The sequence below is a fragment of the Desulfosudis oleivorans Hxd3 genome, assembly GCF_000018405.1.
GTDB classification, from domain to species: Bacteria; Desulfobacterota; Desulfobacteria; order Desulfobacterales; family Desulfosudaceae; genus Desulfosudis; species Desulfosudis oleivorans.
The window spans coordinates 3,645,223-3,662,514 of record NC_009943.1; the positions used below are offsets into that span (position 1 = coordinate 3,645,223).

Annotated in this window: 19 protein-coding genes; 4 read left to right on the forward strand and 15 right to left on the reverse strand. The window is 56.3% G+C overall.

Annotation, left to right across the window (positions count from 1 at the left end; translation table 11 throughout):
• Positions 1 to 21: 21 nt before the first annotated feature.
• From pheT to infC, 5 genes are all read right to left on the reverse strand, one after another.
• Entirely contained in the window at positions 22 to 2,433 is a 2,412-nt protein-coding gene (gene pheT / locus DOLE_RS15640; RefSeq protein WP_012176453.1) for a phenylalanine--tRNA ligase subunit beta, read from the reverse strand.
• Positions 2,434 to 3,438, reverse strand: a complete 1,005-nt coding sequence (gene pheS / locus DOLE_RS15645) for a phenylalanine--tRNA ligase subunit alpha (RefSeq protein ID WP_012176454.1) — start codon at positions 3,436 to 3,438, stop codon at positions 2,434 to 2,436.
• Between the two features lie 132 nt (positions 3,439 to 3,570).
• Positions 3,571 to 3,921 carry a 50S ribosomal protein L20 gene (rplT, locus tag DOLE_RS15650; protein WP_012176455.1) on the reverse strand — a complete coding sequence of 117 codons (351 nt, stop codon included), beginning with the start codon at positions 3,919 to 3,921 and terminating at the stop codon, positions 3,571 to 3,573.
• A 51-nt stretch (positions 3,922 to 3,972) separates the two neighbouring features.
• Positions 3,973 to 4,170 (reverse strand): 50S ribosomal protein L35, encoded by a 198-nt coding sequence (rpmI, locus tag DOLE_RS15655; RefSeq protein WP_012176456.1) that lies wholly within the window; start codon positions 4,168 to 4,170, stop codon positions 3,973 to 3,975.
• 76 nt (positions 4,171 to 4,246) lie between these two features.
• On the reverse strand, positions 4,247 to 4,792 hold the full coding sequence (gene infC, locus DOLE_RS15660) for a translation initiation factor IF-3 (protein ID WP_332306763.1): 546 nt from the start codon (positions 4,790 to 4,792) through the stop codon (positions 4,247 to 4,249).
• Between the two features lie 361 nt (positions 4,793 to 5,153).
• Here infC and ftsH point away from each other — a divergent pair, with 361 nt between their 5' ends.
• The 3 genes from ftsH to DOLE_RS15675 are packed head-to-tail and all read left to right on the forward strand — an operon-like array spanning position 5,154 to position 8,736.
• A complete protein-coding gene (gene ftsH, locus DOLE_RS15665) occupies positions 5,154 to 7,076 on the forward strand; it encodes an ATP-dependent zinc metalloprotease FtsH (RefSeq protein ID WP_041280634.1) in 1,923 nt (640 codons plus the stop codon).
• A gap of 5 nt (positions 7,077 to 7,081) precedes the next feature.
• Complete coding sequence (folP, locus tag DOLE_RS15670; RefSeq protein WP_012176459.1) at positions 7,082 to 7,957, forward strand: dihydropteroate synthase; 876 nt, start codon at positions 7,082 to 7,084, stop codon at positions 7,955 to 7,957.
• 11 nt (positions 7,958 to 7,968) lie between these two features.
• Positions 7,969 to 8,736, forward strand: a complete 768-nt coding sequence (locus tag DOLE_RS15675) for a type III pantothenate kinase (RefSeq protein ID WP_012176460.1) — start codon at positions 7,969 to 7,971, stop codon at positions 8,734 to 8,736.
• Between the two features lie 277 nt (positions 8,737 to 9,013).
• Here DOLE_RS15675 and DOLE_RS15680 read toward each other — a convergent pair whose 3' ends face one another.
• From DOLE_RS15680 to DOLE_RS18815, 3 genes are all read right to left on the reverse strand, one after another.
• Entirely contained in the window at positions 9,014 to 10,081 is a 1,068-nt protein-coding gene (locus DOLE_RS15680) for a toll/interleukin-1 receptor domain-containing protein (protein WP_041280635.1), read from the reverse strand.
• Positions 10,082 to 10,447: 366 nt separating this feature from the next.
• The gene (locus DOLE_RS15690; protein WP_041280637.1) at positions 10,448 to 10,804 is read right to left on the reverse strand and encodes a hypothetical protein; all 357 of its coding nucleotides are present in this window, start codon (positions 10,802 to 10,804) and stop codon (positions 10,448 to 10,450) included.
• A 78-nt stretch (positions 10,805 to 10,882) separates the two neighbouring features.
• Positions 10,883 to 11,341 (reverse strand): DUF3192 domain-containing protein, encoded by a 459-nt coding sequence (locus tag DOLE_RS18815; RefSeq protein WP_083766633.1) that lies wholly within the window; start codon positions 11,339 to 11,341, stop codon positions 10,883 to 10,885.
• A gap of 761 nt (positions 11,342 to 12,102) precedes the next feature.
• On the opposite strand from DOLE_RS18815, the gene DOLE_RS15705 reads away from it, so the two are divergent.
• On the forward strand, positions 12,103 to 12,615 hold the full coding sequence (locus DOLE_RS15705; protein ID WP_012176463.1) for a nitroreductase family protein: 513 nt from the start codon (positions 12,103 to 12,105) through the stop codon (positions 12,613 to 12,615).
• Between the two features lie 259 nt (positions 12,616 to 12,874).
• Here DOLE_RS15705 and DOLE_RS18340 read toward each other — a convergent pair whose 3' ends face one another.
• From DOLE_RS18340 to DOLE_RS15735, 7 genes are all read right to left on the reverse strand, one after another.
• Complete coding sequence (locus DOLE_RS18340; protein WP_012176464.1) at positions 12,875 to 13,039, reverse strand: hypothetical protein; 165 nt, start codon at positions 13,037 to 13,039, stop codon at positions 12,875 to 12,877.
• Entirely contained in the window at positions 13,036 to 13,710 is a 675-nt protein-coding gene (locus DOLE_RS15710; RefSeq protein ID WP_012176465.1) for a zinc-ribbon domain-containing protein, read from the reverse strand. Before DOLE_RS15710 ends, DOLE_RS18340 begins: the two co-directional genes overlap by 4 nt.
• 11 nt (positions 13,711 to 13,721) lie before the next feature.
• Positions 13,722 to 14,885 carry a type IV pilus twitching motility protein PilT gene (locus DOLE_RS15715; RefSeq protein WP_012176466.1) on the reverse strand — a complete coding sequence of 388 codons (1,164 nt, stop codon included), beginning with the start codon at positions 14,883 to 14,885 and terminating at the stop codon, positions 13,722 to 13,724.
• A 20-nt stretch (positions 14,886 to 14,905) separates the two neighbouring features.
• Positions 14,906 to 15,988: a type IV pilus twitching motility protein PilT gene (locus tag DOLE_RS15720; RefSeq protein WP_012176467.1), complete on the reverse strand. Its 1,083-nt coding sequence runs from the start codon at positions 15,986 to 15,988 to the stop codon at positions 14,906 to 14,908.
• A gap of 73 nt (positions 15,989 to 16,061) precedes the next feature.
• The gene (locus DOLE_RS15725) at positions 16,062 to 16,361 is read right to left on the reverse strand and encodes a YggT family protein (RefSeq protein WP_012176468.1); all 300 of its coding nucleotides are present in this window, start codon (positions 16,359 to 16,361) and stop codon (positions 16,062 to 16,064) included.
• Between the two features lie 154 nt (positions 16,362 to 16,515).
• Positions 16,516 to 16,854: a ferritin family protein gene (locus DOLE_RS15730; RefSeq protein ID WP_012176469.1), complete on the reverse strand. Its 339-nt coding sequence runs from the start codon at positions 16,852 to 16,854 to the stop codon at positions 16,516 to 16,518.
• A 117-nt stretch (positions 16,855 to 16,971) separates the two neighbouring features.
• A complete protein-coding gene (locus DOLE_RS15735) occupies positions 16,972 to 17,214 on the reverse strand; it encodes a DUF6868 family protein (protein WP_041281289.1) in 243 nt (80 codons plus the stop codon).
• Between the last annotated feature and the right edge of the window lie 78 nt (positions 17,215 to 17,292).

Below are 17,292 nucleotides of genomic sequence, written 5' to 3' on the forward strand. Positions count from 1 at the left end.
GTCGCCGGGAAAGAAACACCGTTAACCGGGCAGCTCGGCGTTAAACGCCTTGACCAGCGCCTCGGTTGTCTCCGTGTGAATCCGGTTGACAAACGCGTCTTTCAGCGTTTTTTCAAAAGACCGGTAGACAACCCGTATGGAGAGGCTTTTCTTTCCCGAAGGGATCGGGTCCCCTTCGTAAACATCCATCAGATACATCTGTTCTATCAGGGACTGGCCCTGCATGGCAAGGCTTTTCAACAGGTCGGCGGCCTCCACGGTACTGGCCACGATCAGGGTAATATCCCGGGACACGGAGGGGAACCGGGAAATGGGCCGGGCACACCTTTCGTCCGTGATCATGGGAAACAGCGTGGAAAGATTGATTTCAAAAACAAAAACCGGCTGCCTGACGCCAAAGGACTCCAGCACATCGGGCCGCACCTCCCCGGCCAGGCCCACCGCTGTTTCACCGATCATCACCCGGGCGGTCCGGCCGGCAAGGGTGTACCGGCACTGGTCGGCGGCCAGGGCGGAAAAAGAGGTTTCCAGGTCAAGGGCGGAGATCAGGGCTTCCAGCACCCCCTTGATGTCGTAGAAGTCGCACCGCTCTTCCATGGTGAGCCATGTGCGGGGCTGCCGGGCTCCGGACCAGAGACCGGCCAGCATTTCCGGCTCGTCGGGCAGCTCCTGACCGGGTTGGGGCAGAAACACCTTGCCGGTTTCAAACAGGCGAATGGTCTTTTCCTGCTGAAAAATGTTGTCCCGGGTGTTTTTCAAAAGCCCGGGCACCAGAGAGGTCCGCATCACGGCCTGGTCCTGGGACAGGGGATTGAGAATCGGAATGGGGCTGTCTTCGGCGGTGCCGGCCGCAAAACGCATGCTGCTGCAGGCGTCGGCGCCGATAAAACTGTAGTTGACCACTTCGGCAAAACCGAAGCCCACCATTGCCTCCTTGACGCGAATCCGCCGGGCCAGCGCTCCTGAGGGCAGCCTGCCACTGACCGGAATCACGGGAAAACTCACGGCAATGTTGTTGTATCCCCAGAGCCGGGCCACCTCTTCTATGAGGTCTTCGGGCCGGTCGATATCCACACGAAACGACGGCACCGTAACGGTGAGGCGGTCGTTGTCCTCCGGTTCCGAAAGAAGTTCCACCGATGCCAGCAGCCGGGCCACATCCTCGGCTCCCAGAGACGTACCCAGCCGGCGGTTGGTGTCACCGATGCCCAGGGCAATCCGTTTTTCGCCGGCCGGCCGCGGATGGTTGTCAATCACTCCCCTGGCCGGTTTTCCACCGGCCACCTCGGCCATGAGCCGGGCCGCCCGGTCAACGGCAAACTCCGTTCCCTCCGGGTCCACGCCCCGCTCAAAGCGGTGGGACGCGTCACTGGCCAGACCCAGGGTCTTGGCGGTTTTGCGAATGGAAGGAGCGGCAAAGCAGGCGCTTTCAATCAGCACCCGCCGGGTGGTGGGAACAATTTCAGAATTAAGGCCGCCCATGACACCGGCCACGGCCACCGGCTTTTCGGCGTCACAGATCATGAGCATGTCGTCGGAAAGGACTCGTTCCTTGTCATCCAGCGTGACAAAACGCTCCCCGGCCCCGGCCCGGCGCACGACAATGCGGTTTCCGGAAAGGCGGTCCAGGTCAAAAGCGTGAAGGGGCTGGCCGGTTTCCATCATCACGAAGTTGGTGATGTCCACCACGCTGTTAATGGGCTTTAATCCCACGGAGCGCAGTCGGTCCTGCAGCCAGAAGGGGGAAGGCCCCACCGTGACATCCAGGACCACACGGGCCGTGTACCGGGGACAGAGGTCCGGCTCTTCAATAACAATCGACGCGTAATCGGCCACGTCGCCGGCGGCTTCCGGCACCGAAGAAACAGGTCTTGCGACTCGGCCGCCGGACAGGGCCGCCACTTCACGGGCCACGCCGATCATGCTGAGACAGTCGGCCCGGTTGGGGGTCAGATCAATCTCCAGCACCGTGTCGAAAAGGTTCAGGGCCCGGGTCGCCGGAATGCCCACAGGCGTGGCGCCGTCCAGAGAGAGAATCCCGGCGCCGTCTTCACCGATACCGAGCTCCACGGCGCTGCACAGCATGCCTTCGGAAGCCACACCCCGTATTTTGCTTTTTCGAACCGCCAGTCCGCCGGGAAGTTCGGTGCCCGGCAGGGCCACGGCGGCCACCATGCCTTCCTTCACATTGGGGGCCCCGCACACGATGGTCAGGGGCCGGTCCCCGGTCTCCACCTGGCAGACGGTGAGACGGTCCGCGTCCGGGTGGGAAGAGACACGGGTCACCTTTCCGGTGACCACCGTGTCCAGGCCGGCATACCGGTCGGACACGGCCTCCACTTCCAGGCCGGCCATGGTCAGGGCCTCGGCAAGGTCCGCGGGGCTCAGTGTTACGGGAACATATTCCTGCAACCAGTGAAGGCTGACTTTCATTTAGAATTGCCTTAAAAACCGGGTATCGTTTTCGAAGAATTTGCGGGTGTCGTCGATGTTGTACTTGAGCATGGCGATCCGCTCCACTCCCATGCCGAAGGCAAAGCCCGTATAGGCCTGCGTGTCGTATCCCGCCTTTTCAAACACCGCCGGGTGCACCATGCCGGCACCCAGGATTTCCAGCCAGCCCGTGTGAGAGCAGATTCGGCATCCCTTGCCCCGGCAGGCCACGCAGCGAATGTCCACCTCGGCGCTGGGCTCGGTAAAGGGAAAATAGCTGGGCCGGAACCGCAGGCTGGTCTCCGGGTCAAACATCCGGTGAATAAAAAGGGTCAGTATCCCTTTCAGATCGCCGAAGGAGACATTCCGGTCCACCATGAGTCCTTCCACCTGGTGAAACATGGGGGTGTGGGTCACATCGGAGTCGCACCGGTACACTTTGCCCGGCGCGATGATGCGCAGCGGCGGGGCCGTTTTTTCCATGACCCTGGGCTGAGTGGGGGAGGTGTGGGTGCGCAGCACCACGTTGTCGGAGATATAAAAAGTGTCCTGCATGTCCCGGGCAGGATGGTGCTTGGGAATGTTGAGGGCCTCGAAATTGTAGTAGTCGGTCTCAATTTCCGGGCCTTCCACCACATCGAAGCCCATGCGGCCGAAAATCTCGCAGATACGACGGGTGATGCGCGTGATGGGATGCAGGGTGCCCCGGGAAACCGGCCGGCCAGGAAGGGAGACATCAATGCCGTCAACAGCGGCTGAATCCGCGGCAATCTGTTCGGTGGCCCGGTCCAGGGCCGCCTGCAAGTCCTGTTTGACCTGGTTGGCCGCCTGTCCGGCCCGGGGCCGCTCTTCGGCCGGCAGTTGCGAGAGGTTCCGCAGAAAAAGGGTGACCGCGCCTTTGCGGCCCAGATATTTCACGGACACGGACTGAAGGGTTTCCGTGTCGCGGGCTGACGCGATTTCCCGCAAGGCCCGCTCTTTTATGCCGTCAAGAGATTCCGTCACCTGCCGTGCCGCCTGTTGATCAAAAGGCCGTAACCTGTTTTTGCCGCATGACGCCGAAACGCGGCGTTCCGGTTATGTCCGCCGCGTTTCTCTCGCATCACTTCCTGTGCCTGCCGTAAAACGGCCGAACCGTTATTGCTGTTCCGCCGCTACCGCCACCACTTTGGAAAAACCAGAGGGGTCGGATATGGCCAGCTCGGCCAGCACTTTTCTGTCCAGCTCCACACCGGCCTTTTTCAGGCCGTGCATGAAACGGCTGTAGCTCAGGCTGTGCATGCGCACGGCCGCGTTGATGCGGGCGATCCACAACCGCCGGAAATCCCGCTTGCGCTGCTTGCGGTCCCGGTAGGCATAACCCAGGGCCTTGTCAACGGTGTTTTTCGCCGTCTTGAACAGCTTGCTGTGCCCGCCCCGGAATCCCTTGGCAAGCTTTAAAATCTTTTTACGGCGATGTCTCGCCTTGAATCCTCTTTTGATTCGCATGGTTCTTACTCCTGTTTCATGGTCCTGCCCCGCACCGCCGAAGCGGCCAGCCTACATGCCGGGAAGCAGGCGCTTTAATTCCTTGTTGTTGCTGCTGTCCAGAATATGGCTTTTCCGAAGCGACCGCTTCCGCTTGCGGTTCTTTTTGGTCAAAATGTGACTGCCGTGGGACTTGGAATAGACAAACTTGCCTGATTTTGTCCGCTTGAACCGCTTGGCAGCCGAACGGTTTGTCTTTATCTTCTGCATCGCTCAAACTCCTCACTATAATATGGTATGCCCGGCAAGGGCCGGTAATCTCAACTTTTATAATAAAACACGCCGGCTACACCTTAGGCGCCAGGATCATGAACAGGCTGCGGCCTTCAAACCGGGGCGCGTGCTCCACCACCGCCACATCCTCCACCTGCTGGGCGATCTCCTGAAGCAGGTTCATTCCTTTTGCGGAAAGGGTGATCTCCCGGCCCCGAAAAAACACCGTCACCTTGACCTTGTCCTTCCGGTCCAGAAACTTGCGCATGGCGCCGATTTTTGTGTTGAGGTCGTGGGTGTCGGTTTTCGGCCTTACCTTTATCTCTTTTATCTGGAACGAGGCCTGTTTTTTCTTTGCCTCGTGTTGTTTTTTCGTCTGCTCGTACTTGTAACGCCCATAATCCATTATCTTGCAGACCGGCGGGTCCACATTGGGCGATACCTCCACCAGATCAAGCCCCACATCCTCGGCCGCGGCAATGGCGCGGTGCATGGGAACAACCCCGAGCTGATTGCCTTCGGCGTCGATCAGCCGGACCTCCCTGGCCCGAATTTCCCTGTTGATATTGGGTGTCTGTTTCGTATCCCTAGCTATGCCGACCTCCTTTTGTTCATGGATTTATTCAGGATCAGTCACGGACACATGGCCTGTTGTATCCGGCCGGTTCCCGTTGTCGTCCGACAACACCTGTGTTTCTATTTTTTCAAAATTTTTTATACTATATAGCGCAACGGGCAAATGCAAGAAAAAAATTTATCTTTTCCGGCCGTCTGCACCGATTTTGGCAGCCGGTCGTCCGGCAATCCCTTCCCTAAAAAGAGGGAATCGCTTTTTGCCGCCGGCCCTCACAGGGCTTGAATTTTGTTTTTGCTTGCCTTTTTCAAAGGCCCGATGATATTTTGAACTGCCTGTGTTTTGCAAGGCCTTTTGTGTTTATTTGCACTTTAATTACAAATCAAGCATGTTGGAGGATTCTCCATTGAATCAGTTTTCGAAAAACATGGCGCTGTGGCTGGTCATCATTCTGGTGATGGTCATGCTTTACAACATGTTCAATCAGCAGCAGAACCTGGAGCGCACCATCGGCTACAGTGATTTTCTCTACATGGTGGACAACGGCAAGGTCAAGGATGTGCTGATTCAGGGCCAGACCCTGCGGGCCACCAGTGACACCGGTGAGCGGTTCAGTGTTTACATGCCGGAAGATCAGGACCTGATCCCCACCCTGCGGGCCAAGGGCATCGCCATTGAGGCCAAGCCCCCGGCCGAAGCCCCGTGGTTTATCACGGCCCTGATCTCCTGGCTGCCCATGATCCTGCTGATCGGCATATGGATCTATTTCATGCGACAGATGCAGTCCGGCGGCGGCAAGGCCCTCTCCTTCGGCAAAAGCCGGGCCCGGCTCCTCTCCGAAGGGGCCAACAAGGTCACCTTTGCCGACGTGGCCGGCATCGACGAAGTCAAAGAAGAAGTGGGCGAAATCATCGAGTTTCTGCGGGACCCCCAGAAGTTCACCCGGCTGGGGGGCCGTATTCCCAAGGGCGTGCTGCTGGTGGGCGCGCCGGGCACGGGCAAGACCCTGCTGGCAAGGGCCATTGCCGGCGAGGCCGGAGTCCCCTTTTTCAGCATCAGCGGCTCGGATTTTGTCGAGATGTTCGTGGGCGTGGGTGCCTCCCGGGTCCGGGACCTGTTTCTTCAGGGCAAAAAGAACGCGCCCTGCATCATCTATATTGATGAAATCGATGCCGTGGGTCGCCACCGCGGGGCCGGCCTGGGCGGCGGGCACGACGAGCGGGAGCAGACCTTGAACCAGCTGCTGGTGGAGATGGACGGGTTTGAGTCCAACGAGGGCGTGATCCTGATCTCGGCCACCAACCGTCCGGACGTGCTGGACCCGGCCCTGCTGCGGCCGGGCCGCTTCGACCGGCAGGTGGTGGTGCCCCTGCCCGACATTCGGGGCCGCCGGGCCATCCTGGACGTCTATATCAAAAAAATTCCCGCGGCCGACGACGTCAAGGTCAACAACCTGGCCAAGGGAACCCCCGGTTTTTCCGGCGCCGACCTGGAGAACCTGGTCAACGAGGCGGCCCTGTTTGCCGCCAAGCGCAACAAGGAAAAGGTTGAAATGGTGGACTTTGAAGACGCCAAGGACAAGGTGTACATGGGCCTTGAGCGCAAGTCCAAGGTGATCAAGGAAGAAGACAAGAAGATGACCGCCTACCACGAAGGGGGCCATGCCATCGTGGCCCGGCTCCTTCCCGACACCGACACGGTCAACAAGATCACCATCATTCCAAGGGGGCGGGCCGCCGGCGTCACATGGTTTCTGCCCGAAGAGCGGGACTTTCGGTTCAAGGACCAGCTGGAAAGCGAGCTGGCCATCTCTTTCGGCGGCCGCATCGCCGAGGAGATCATCTTCAACCGGATCAGCACGGGCGCGGCCAACGACATCAAGCAGGCCACGGCCCTGGCCCAGAAGATGGTGCGGGAGTGGGGCATGAGCGAAAATCTGGGCCTGCTCTCCTACTCGGCCAACGAGGAGCAGATATTTCTGGGCCGGGAGATATCCCAGCACCGGGACTACTCGGAAGACACGGCCCGGCGCATCGACGCGGAGGTGGAGCGGATCATCAAGTCCGCCTATGACACGGCCCGGCGCCTGCTGAAAGCGAATGTGGATATCCTGCACGCGCTGGCAGACCTGCTGATCGAAAAAGAGACCGTGCTGGGGCCGGAACTGGATGAGCTGATCCGGTCCCTGCGGCCGGACATCGAGCTTTCCGTGCCGTCGGACGACGACATGCCGGAGGAAAAGCCGGCGAAGCCGTCCGAACCGGCGGAGAAGGCCCCGGAGGCTACCGGCACCGAACCAGAAGAACCGGAAGAAGAGGACAAAACATAATCGCCATGAGTCTTTTTACGCTGTCGTGGGGCGACCACCGGCTGGAGCTGGGCCGCCGCACCCTGGTGATGGGTATTCTGAATGTCACGCCGGACTCCTTTTCCGACGGAGGCCGGTTTGCCACCTTTGACCGGGCCGTCACCCATGCCCGGCGCATGGCAGCCGAAGGCGCGGACATTCTGGACATCGGCGGCGAATCCACCCGCCCATTTTCCGACCCGGTAACCGAAGAGGAAGAAAAGCAACGGGTCCTGCCGGTGATCGAACGGCTGGTCAAAGAGATCGATATTCCCATCTCCATCGACACCAACAAGGCGTCCGTGGCCAGAGCCGCCCTGGATGCCGGGGCCTCTATCATCAACGACGTCAGCGCCCTGACCTTTGATTCAGCCATGGCCGGCCTGGCCGCAGATGCCGGGGTGCCGGTGATCCTGATGCACATGCAGGGCAACCCCAAAACCATGCAGCAGGCCCCCGCTTATGAAGATGTCACCCGCGAGGTGATGGCCTTTCTTAAAGCAGCCGCGGACAGGGCCGGGGCCGCCGGCGTGGACCGGGCAAAAATCATCGTGGATCCGGGCATCGGGTTCGGCAAAAACCTGGACCACAATCTTACCCTGATCAAAAACCTTTCCGCCTTTGAGAGCCTGGGCCTGCCCCTGCTGATCGGCACCTCGCGCAAGGCGTTTATCCGCAAGACCCTTACCGGCCCGGACGGCCAGCCCGCGCCGGTGGACGCGCCGGCCGTGCGGCTGGGCACCCAGGCCACGGTGACCGCCGCCGTGCTGGGCGGGGCCCACATCGTGCGGGTCCACGACGTGGCCGACGCAGTGATCACCGTGAAGCTGGCCGATGCCATAAAAAACGCGCCTGACAAATAGGAGAAATTGCCGTGCTGCTGGTCATCGACATTGGAAACACCAACACTGTTTTCGGCATATTTGAGGATCAGAAACTGGTGCGCGACTGGCGCATCCGCACGAAACGCAACACCACCGAAGACGAACTCAACGTGCTGTTGACCGGCCTGTTTACCGGATCATCCGTGGCTCTGGCCGACATATCCCGCGCGGTGATCGCCTCGGTGGTGCCGCCGGTAGAGCGCATCTACAGCGCCTTTTGCAAAAAATACCTGCGCTGTACGCCCCAATGGGTAAGCCCGGCCAACTGCGCGGGCATCACCATCCGCTACGCCAATCCCCAGGAGGTGGGGGCCGACCGCATCGTCAACGCGGTGGGAGCCCACGCAAAATATCAAACCGACCTGATCGTGGTGGATTTCGGCACAGCCACCACCTTTGACCTGGTGTCCGCGGACGGCGCCTACGAGGGCGGGGTGATCGCCCCTGGCATCGGCATCTCGGCCGACGCCCTGTTCAGCCACGCCTCCAAGCTGCCCCGGGTGGACCTGATGACCGTGCCGGAAACCGTGGTGGGAAAAGACACGGCCGGCAGCATCAAGTCCGGCATTATCTTCGGTTATGCCGGCCTGGTGGACGGCATTGTCAGCCGCATGATCACGGAGCGGGGCCGGCCCCACAAGGTCATTGCCACCGGCGGCCTGGCCCCGCTGATTGCCGGGGTGTCCGCCACCATCGAAGCGGTGGAGCCCAACCTTACACTGGAAGGCCTGCGCATTATCGGTTCTTCGGCGGAGTGAGAAGTAGGTGGGGGAATTTGCAGGAGCGCCGCACAATTCCGGTATCGCCGGAATTCGTATCAAAGGCGTGACCCATGGCCCCTGCCGGGAGCGCCGCACCCCAGTGCGGCTACTGCTAAGGGAGACCGACAGACCTCTTGCCCTTCGGGCACGGGCAACAAGTTGCCCGTGTCACTATTGGCTTTATTTGCATAGCCACTATTATTTTTTAATGCTGTAAATTAGCTACGCTACTTTTGCGTCGGCTGAATTTGCATGATTAGGTATTCCCTTAATTTTAACCCCTTATGATCTTGCCGCGTGCCGAAAGCTTAAAATCAATATTGGTTGTTCGCTTTAAATAGTACGGCAAACCGTCACCATAATATTTCGGGTTTTTCCCATTGAATCCATAGCTATCGTGCACTTGGCCGTTCTCATTGAATGCTTTTATTAATTTTTCAACTTGGCTTTCAGTGAGTCTTTCTATAAACGGCAATAATTCTGAAAGCTTATTGCTACTGTCATAATTGGGGCATTCTTGAATTGCATTTATGTATGCATTTAGCATCGGCTCCTTCTTTATTAGGATTTTGGTAATTTCAAAAGGAGCGTTATCCCATGTGCTTGTTAGCGCTTGAAATTTGCCGATAAAGCCATATGGATCTTTTCCCAATTTTACTGAAATAATAGGAATACCCCTACCAAAAGCAAATCCTACTTCCTGGTCTGTCCAAAGGCTGTCATGAAATCCATCTGTCAATAATGCAACAAATGAATCCATAGTATGGAGAGCATTTTCAATCTCGTTTTGCCACTCTGTTGTAGGGTGAATATCCTCGTGTGCCACAAAGCAGGAAATGCCGTAAAGTTTTAGTTTGTCTTTTAGCCCAGCAGTCTCCTTTTTCACTTCTGATTTGTGACTAAGAAAAACACGAAAGCAATTTTTATCCCATATCCTGCTTGCCACAGGGTCTGGAATGATCCTATTGTGTGTGATCAACAGTCCTGAATCTTTACGCCAATCGTGGTCTTCAGGGACCTCCATCTCAAAAAAGACTTCTTCAATAAATTCATTTTGTATATCGTGAATTTTATTGAGTCCCTCTCGAATTTCAGATTGCAAATCGGCTTTTCCATTTACAATTTTTAGATAAATCGATTCAGGAATCGCCAAATAGAGAGCATGTCCATGTGCGCCACCGTTCCAATTATCATAACTCCATCCAGCATGTACCCTTGGCCTTGAATTGACTATGATTTCTTGTATTTGTCTTTGGCCTTCTTTGCCGTAAAATTTCGAAAGCGTTGCCAAATATCGGTCAATCTTTGGGGGAAGTTCGAATGTATCTTCTTGACCGTTCATAATTTAAACGCCTTGATTTATATCATGATACCCAACGGCGAAAGCCAATGGCAGCCAGGGCTTCCACCGACTTTGATTAAAGTTGGTTGTTGTTCAATCTTTCCCGAATATGCAAAATCCGACTGCTCTGGCTGTCCTTTGAGCTTTCTGGTTATGCATCATTCTTCTCAAGAACATGGATTTTGTAAAATTCAAGTAATTGCTCTCGAAATTTTTTCAAACCATTATCGGAAAGCGTTGTCTTGAAACGCGTATCCTTATCAGAGCATGAAATGGTAAGGTTTTTGCCCGGGTCGGCGCTACCGCAAGGGAATATGCTTAGCTGGATATAAAGAGTTTTTCCTTTTCCGTTTTTTGACACCGTTTTCATTGTCCTTTTTCACCCCATGTCTTTATCACTGCTGCAACGTATGGTGCCAGAATACGGTCTGGTGTGTTTTCCCAATAAGTATCGGTATAGAAAGAAGTCATATCCCTTTCTGATTGCGAACCGGTATTGTATCTTTCGAATACTTTGCGAATTTGATCATCGTTCAATTGACCCTGATTCCCAGTGCTTCGTTTTATGGAGACAACTTTACTGTTGCTGTTATAGCGCACATAAAAGCAAGATCGCCCCCCGAGTGTATCGAACCGACGTTCGGTATTTTGGTTAAAATTATTTATTAACCACGCTTGAAATTCCTCGAAGTTCATCATCACTTCCCCATTATTTTTATGCATAACGGTGCGCCTGGCCGGCGCTGGAAGGGCGCCGTCGTCGGCCTTTCAGCGTACGTGTCCAGGTGTCTTGTTGGCCCACTATCTGAATCTAATCTCGTATCGGGCCTCTACATCGGCCAGGAATCTCCACCCCCAGCCAATGAGCTTGCCCTCCATGAAGACCAAGGGCGTGAATTCGTCGTCGGTGAGCGCGCCATCAGCCTGCTTCTTGTCAGTATAGTATGTGAGCAACTCCCACGTCTGCTTCCCATGTCGCACAATTTCCGACGAATAAGGGTTGTTGATGGTCTCAGTGGGAATGGGCGGAACGAGGAATAGACAAGTCCACGGGGGTGTCCAAGTTCGGACGGTGCCAGTGCCCATGTGAGCAAGAACATCTTGCTTCGACATTCCGACCTCAAGTCCTGTCAGGCGCTGGCGATTCTGGGTACGGACACTGTCGAGCGTGGCACATCCCGAGACAACAAACAGCACGAGGAGCGTTGTTCCGGCAATCGTTTTTCTGCGCACAGTTGTTCCTTTCTCTGGGGCCAACATTGATTGTGTGTCATAACGCAAAGCGCCCGTTTCCCCTCACTTTTAAAAACCCTATATTTTATTGTACTGAAATGTCAACAGAAAGTTTGCTATCACTTCTGCGTCATGACGCAGAAGTGATAGCAGCCATGGGCTTTCTTCGTCCTGCGGGGGCAACGGCGGCGTGATGTTTTTCAAGGGCCGGGGGTGGAATCAAAATGCGGGCAGGGGGATATGCCGCACTGGGGTGCGGCGCTCCCGGGGATCCCCCTTTGTCATTACCGGGCCTGACCCGGCGAAGCTGAACCGCCGGTTGAAGGACTCTGGTGTTTCTAAACGAGGAAAAACGTTTCATGACGTTTCCCTGTTTGTAGTGACGCCGTCAGGCGCTTGAAAATGTTCTGCCGAATGCCCTTACGGGCACACTACAAACCTTGATGTTTTAACCCCGGCCCGTCTCCACAACGACGACCCCCGCCCTTTGCGGCGCAGCCGAGCGAGAATGATTTTTCGGGAAAAGCGGAAATGTTGTTTGAGTGCCGCTGCAAGCGGCGCGAGTTCATTTCCGCGCCGAAAAATTATTGGAGCGAGGGCAGCCACGCCGTGGCGTGGCCAAGCCGCAGGGCGCGGTTCTTTTCGTACTTTTCTTGCTGGCAAGAAAAGTACGATGACAAACCGGTTGAGAAAAACAGCAGGGATAGTATAGGCTGGGGATGCGTTTTGATTTCGGGTTTCGATACCGATAGCGATCCCGATTTGGATGATAAGGAAGGAGATATATCATGATCGACCTGCTTCGGACCCGGCGCAGCATTCGGGCCTATACGGACCGGCCCATTGAACCGGAGAAAATTGAGATTTTAAAAGAGGCCCTGCTGCGGTCCCCTTCGTCCCGGGAAATCCGGCCCTGGCGGTTTTATTTTGTCCAGTCACCCGGCACGCTTGAGGCCCTGTCCCGGTGTAAACCCCATGGCGCAAGCTTTTTAAAAACCGCCCACCTGGGTATTGTGGTGTGCGGGGAGCCGGACCAATCCGACGTGTGGGTGGAAGACTGCTCCATTGCCGCGCTGGTGGCCCACCTGACCGCCCACGGCCTGGGACTGGGAAGCTGTTGGTGCCAGGTCCGCAAACGGGACCATGACGATGACACCACGGCGGAAGGCTATGTCCGGTCTGTCCTGGGGCTGCCCGACAATCTGACCGTGGAGGCCATTGTGGCGGTGGGGTATCCGGCAGAAGAAAAGCCCGGGGTGCCGGCGAACAGCCTGCCGGTGGGGAAGATTACGATGGTGTGAGGGGGGTAAAGGTAAAATGTTTTGGGGGCATGTGGTATGGAATCAATTTTATTCTGGATTGCCCGGTCAAGCCGGGCAATGACGGAATAAAAAGGCCGTCGATGACGAAAAACGATCAGCCAGCTTAAAATGACAGGTCGCAAATTCCAGGGTCAGCATACTCTGGACATGGCATTCGTAGGCAATCCCGCCCGTTGCAGCGCAGTCACGCCTGCGGCGTGATTCTTTTGGTACTTTTCTTGCCGCCAAGAAAAGTACATCAATCCATTTTCATCTTTATTTTCAGCGCGTCGATTTCCTGCTGAATGGCGGCTTTTTCGGTTTCCGGCAGGCCGGGCTGGCAGAGCCGCCGCTCCAGCATGAGCAGCAGCATCTCCTCCCGGTAGGCTTTGCAGGTATACTGTGACGAAGGCGGGGGTCTCATATCGTGCTGATGTTACGCACCATCTCCTTGTAGATATGATAAAACTGGTGGTATTCGGACAGGCCCCGGTTTAAAATTTTCTCAAAATGTTTGGCGTCATTGACATTGACGATCATGTTCACGCTTTTCTTGAACTCAGTCATGTGGTCCATGGTTTTAAACCGTTTGGAGAGCATCACCACGAAAATCTCCCGGCGTACCTTCATTTTCAGGCGTTCAAGGTAGATCAGCAGGTTGTTGGCGTCCGGGTTGCGCGCGCCAAAGGTCTCGTTGATCACGATAATGTCAAACAGGTGGTAGCGCATCTTTTTCAGCGCGTCCCGAATGTCCGTGGCGTCCGAGATATGGTACTCCATGAAACTGAGCACCTTCTTGATCGGCTCCTTGATCTGGGTATCGGTTTCGCAGATCAGGGCGGTTTCCCCCTCCTCCTCGATAAAGTCAAAGGGCTTGTCCGATGCATCATAACTGCTGCTGTCATCGGTCATTTCCGTGAAGCCGAAGGCCCCGGCCGATGCTTTTTCCTCCGGCGGCGGCGCGTTCGGGTCAGGCGCGGTGATGGAAAGCCGGTTCTTGCAGGTGGGGCAGCTCAGCGACACTGTCTTTCCCACGGGCACTTTTTCATCGGCGATCTTGAACTTGCCGCCGCACTGATCACACTGTATCTCCATCCGGCGCTCCCTTATGCTTTGCCGTACTTGCGGTCAATTTCCAGGTGTTCAATCTCGGTGGTGGCCTCGCCCCTGGAGCTTTTCACCTGGTCAATACCCCGGCCCACAACGCCCCGGCGTGAGGCGTAGCCCTTGGCCACATCCTCGGTGATAAGCCCCTCTGAGTATAGATTGATGATGTAGTCATCAAAGGTGGCATAACCAAACGCCTCGTTCTGCTTGATAATTTCGTAAAAGGTGCGGCCTTCGCCCTCGCCGTTCAAAATGGTGTCCTTGACCCGCAGGTTGGTACCCAGAATCTCAAAGGCTGCCACCCGGCCCCCGCCCACCTTGGGCAGCAGCCGCTGGCACACCACCCACCGCAGGGTCTCGGCCAGTCGAATACGAATCTGCTGCTCCTCGTCCACGTCGAACATGCCCAGAATACGGTTGATGGTCTGGCCGGCATCCACCGTGTGCAGGGTGGTAAGCACCAGATGGCCGGTCTCGGCGGCCCGCAGGCCGATCTCGATGGACTCCTTATCCCGCATTTCGCCCACCAGAATGACCTTGGGGGCCTGGCGCAGGGCGGCCCGCAGGCCGTTGATGAAGGTGTCAAAATCGGTGCCCAGCTCCCGCTGGTTGAAGGTGGCCTTTTTATGGGGATGCATGTACTCCACCGGGTCTTCCAGGGTCACCACATGCACGGACCGTTTCTCGTTGATCTCTTCAAGGATGGCGGCAAGGGAGGTCGATTTACCGGTACCGGTGGCGCCGGTAAAGAAAATGATGCCGTTGAGCTCTTTTGACATCTCCTGGAAGATGGGCGGCAATTCCAGGCTTTCAATGGTGGGAATGGTGGACTCCAGGCGCCGCAGCACGATGGAGTACTGCCCGGACTGGGAAAACACGTTTACGCGGAAACGGGCCTTGCCGGGCAGCGCGTAGGAGAGGTCGCAGGAGCCGTAGTGGAGCAGCATTTCGTTGAGTCGCCGGTCGCCTTCTATCAGGGTCAGGGCAAAGGACTCTGTCTGGAAAGGGGTCAGCGGCCTGTAGCCGTCGCCGATGTCCACGGCGATCAGCTCGCCGGAGCTCTCCACCTGGAACGGTTTGCCCACGGTGAGGTTGATGTCGGACACATTTTCGTACGAGTCCAGCAGCCTTGTTAAAATATGGTCGACTTCCGCTCTCTGCATGACGGTCTCCCCGGGTCAGATCATGCCTCTGTAAAATCCTTGGGCGTGCTCTTGAGAAAGCCCCTGAACTGGGACTTGTCGTTGGCCTTGTTGTATGCCTCTTCCGCGCTGATCCACCCCCTGTGATACAGCATCATGATGGCGTCATCCAGAAGCTGCATGCCGTATTTTTTACCGGTCTGCATCATGGAGGGCAGCTGGTGGGTCTTGGACTCACGGATCAGGTTGCGCACCGCCGGGGTGGCGATGAGAATCTCCGGAGCCACGCACCGGCCGATCTTGTCGATGCGCTTGAACAGCACCTGGGAGATGACCGCCCGAATGCCGTCGGCCAGGGTGGAGCGAATCTGGGCCTGCTGTTCGGCCGGAAACACCTCAATGATACGATCCACGGTCTTGGCCGCGCTGGTGGTATGCAGGGTGCCGAACACCAGGTGACCGGTGGCCGACGCCTCAATGGCCAGGGAGATGGTTTCCAGGTCCCGCATTTCGCCCACCAGAATGATGTCCGGGTCCTCGCGAAGGGCACCGCGAAGGGCCGCGGAAAAGGACTTGGTGTGAATGCCCACCTCCCGGTGGCTCACGATGCAGCTCTTGCTTTCGTGAACAAACTCAATGGGGTCTTCAACGGTGATGATGTTATCTTTCCGGGTCCGGTTGGCCTCGTCCACGATGGCGGCCAGGGTGGTGGACTTACCGCTGCCGGTAGGGCCGGTCAGCAGCACCAGCCCCCGGGGAAGGGAGGCCAGCCTGGGCACCACCGGCGGCAGGCCCAGCTGCTCGGCATTGAGAATGGTGCTGGGAATCTCCCGGAACACGGCGCCCACGCCGTTTCTCTGCATGAAAAAATTGACGCGGTACCGGGCCAGGCCCTGAATCTCGTAACCGAAGTCCACGTCCCCGGTCTCTTCAAACACCTTGACCTTTTCTTCAGGGGCGATCTCGTAAAGCATGGCCCGAAGGTCGTCGTTTTCCAGGACTTTGTACTTGACCCGCTCGATATCGCCCCGAACCCTGAGAGCGGGCTGCAAACCGCTGAGCAGGTGAAGGTCTGACGCGCCCTGCTCGTGCATCAGCCTGAAAAATGCATCAATTTTTGCCATGACCGCCTCCGACGGGCCGGCATAAATGCCTGCCGGAATCTATTAAGTTATTTCCATCCAGACGTGATGGTCTCTATCCCATGCGCTGGGCCATCATAAACAGGCTGTTGACTACAAAGGCCTGCAGAAAAACAATTCCCAGAATCACCACAATGGGTGAAAAATCAAATCCTCCGAACACCGTGGGCAGGAGCCTGCGAACCCGGTACAGCACCGGTTCGGTGAGGTTGTGAATAAATCGGACAATGGGGTTGTAGGGATCCGGGCTGACCCAGGAAAGGACCGCCTGTGCAATGATCACATACATATAAAGGGTCAACACGATGTCGAGTACCCTGGCCACTGCCATCAGAAAATTTGCCAGTACGAACATGAATTCCGCCGTTTTCAATCAAATGCGATGCCGCGGTTGTTTTTTTACCAGCCATTAATGTAGATGGATCGCCCCAAATAGTCAAGATCAAAGCCATAGGGCGGGAAACAGACGGAGCAGCAGGGCCGGCGCCGGCAGGTTTATTCAAGGCCGATCAGGAACCCTTTTTCTTTTTTGCCTTTGGCTTCTTTTTCTTCATCTTTGCGATTTCTTCTTCCACCTCCTCGGCCCCTTCGGCGTAAAAAGCCGCCTCATCCGGATCCAGCTCGTGCAGCAGCCGCAGAAACTCGCCCGCGTGCACCCGCTCCTCATCGGCGATGTCCTTTAACACCTCAATGGCCATTTTGTTGTCCGTGGATTCAGCCAGCTGCATGTAAAGCTGAATGGCCTCATATTCGGCGGCCACCATGAAACGAATGGCCCTCACCAGTTCGGCATGGGTCAGCTTGCGATTGTTCTTCAGTCCTGAAAATGGTGATCCAAACTCCGGCATGTGATCCTCCTTTTCTGTTGACAGGTTTAATTGGTTTTTTCAAAACCCCGGTTTACCGGGGATTACAATCAATACGGGCAAACTCAAACTTCTGCCCGGCTATGGCCGTCTCGTACATCATCCCACAAGATACAAAACAATCAGGGGCACCAGGTTGAAAACAAGGATATTGATCTTGTAAAGCGCCATGGCCCCGTAGTGGATGGCATCAAACTGCTGAACCGACAGTTGGAACCATCGACCGTGAAACCGGTACATCCAGTCGTGGGTAAACATGAAAAAAAGAAACCACCACAGCAGAAAGCCATAGTTGATGAGGGTGGACCACAGAAGAATGTTGCGAACCATTGCCATGTCCATTGGCGCCTCCATGGCATAGGGGTTTTTTGGAAGCATTCAGCCGTAAAAAAGGCGATCCTGACGGACAAGGCCACAATA

What these genes read in the sequence shown, in the direction of transcription:
- pheT (WP_012176453.1), bottom strand. Translation starts at nt 2,433, where the DNA reads ATGAAAGTCAGCCTTCACTGGTTGCAGGAATATGTTCCCGTAACACTG.
- rplT (WP_012176455.1), bottom strand. Translation starts at nt 3,921, where the DNA reads ATGCGAATCAAAAGAGGATTCAAGGCGAGACATCGCCGTAAAAAGATT.
- rpmI (WP_012176456.1), bottom strand. Translation starts at nt 4,170, where the DNA reads ATGCAGAAGATAAAGACAAACCGTTCGGCTGCCAAGCGGTTCAAGCGG.
- folP (WP_012176459.1), top strand. Translation starts at nt 7,082, where the DNA reads ATGAGTCTTTTTACGCTGTCGTGGGGCGACCACCGGCTGGAGCTGGGC.
- DOLE_RS15680 (WP_041280635.1), bottom strand. Translation starts at nt 10,081, where the DNA reads ATGAACGGTCAAGAAGATACATTCGAACTTCCCCCAAAGATTGACCGA.
- DOLE_RS15690 (WP_041280637.1), bottom strand. Translation starts at nt 10,804, where the DNA reads ATGCATAAAAATAATGGGGAAGTGATGATGAACTTCGAGGAATTTCAA.
- DOLE_RS18815 (WP_083766633.1), bottom strand. Translation starts at nt 11,341, where the DNA reads ATGTTGGCCCCAGAGAAAGGAACAACTGTGCGCAGAAAAACGATTGCC.
- DOLE_RS15705 (WP_012176463.1), top strand. Translation starts at nt 12,103, where the DNA reads ATGATCGACCTGCTTCGGACCCGGCGCAGCATTCGGGCCTATACGGAC.
- DOLE_RS18340 (WP_012176464.1), bottom strand. Translation starts at nt 13,039, where the DNA reads ATGAGACCCCCGCCTTCGTCACAGTATACCTGCAAAGCCTACCGGGAG.
- DOLE_RS15710 (WP_012176465.1), bottom strand. Translation starts at nt 13,710, where the DNA reads ATGGAGATACAGTGTGATCAGTGCGGCGGCAAGTTCAAGATCGCCGAT.
- DOLE_RS15715 (WP_012176466.1), bottom strand. Translation starts at nt 14,885, where the DNA reads ATGCAGAGAGCGGAAGTCGACCATATTTTAACAAGGCTGCTGGACTCG.
- DOLE_RS15720 (WP_012176467.1), bottom strand. Translation starts at nt 15,988, where the DNA reads ATGGCAAAAATTGATGCATTTTTCAGGCTGATGCACGAGCAGGGCGCG.
- DOLE_RS15725 (WP_012176468.1), bottom strand. Translation starts at nt 16,361, where the DNA reads ATGTTCGTACTGGCAAATTTTCTGATGGCAGTGGCCAGGGTACTCGAC.
- DOLE_RS15730 (WP_012176469.1), bottom strand. Translation starts at nt 16,854, where the DNA reads ATGCCGGAGTTTGGATCACCATTTTCAGGACTGAAGAACAATCGCAAG.
- DOLE_RS15735 (WP_041281289.1), bottom strand. Translation starts at nt 17,214, where the DNA reads ATGGACATGGCAATGGTTCGCAACATTCTTCTGTGGTCCACCCTCATC.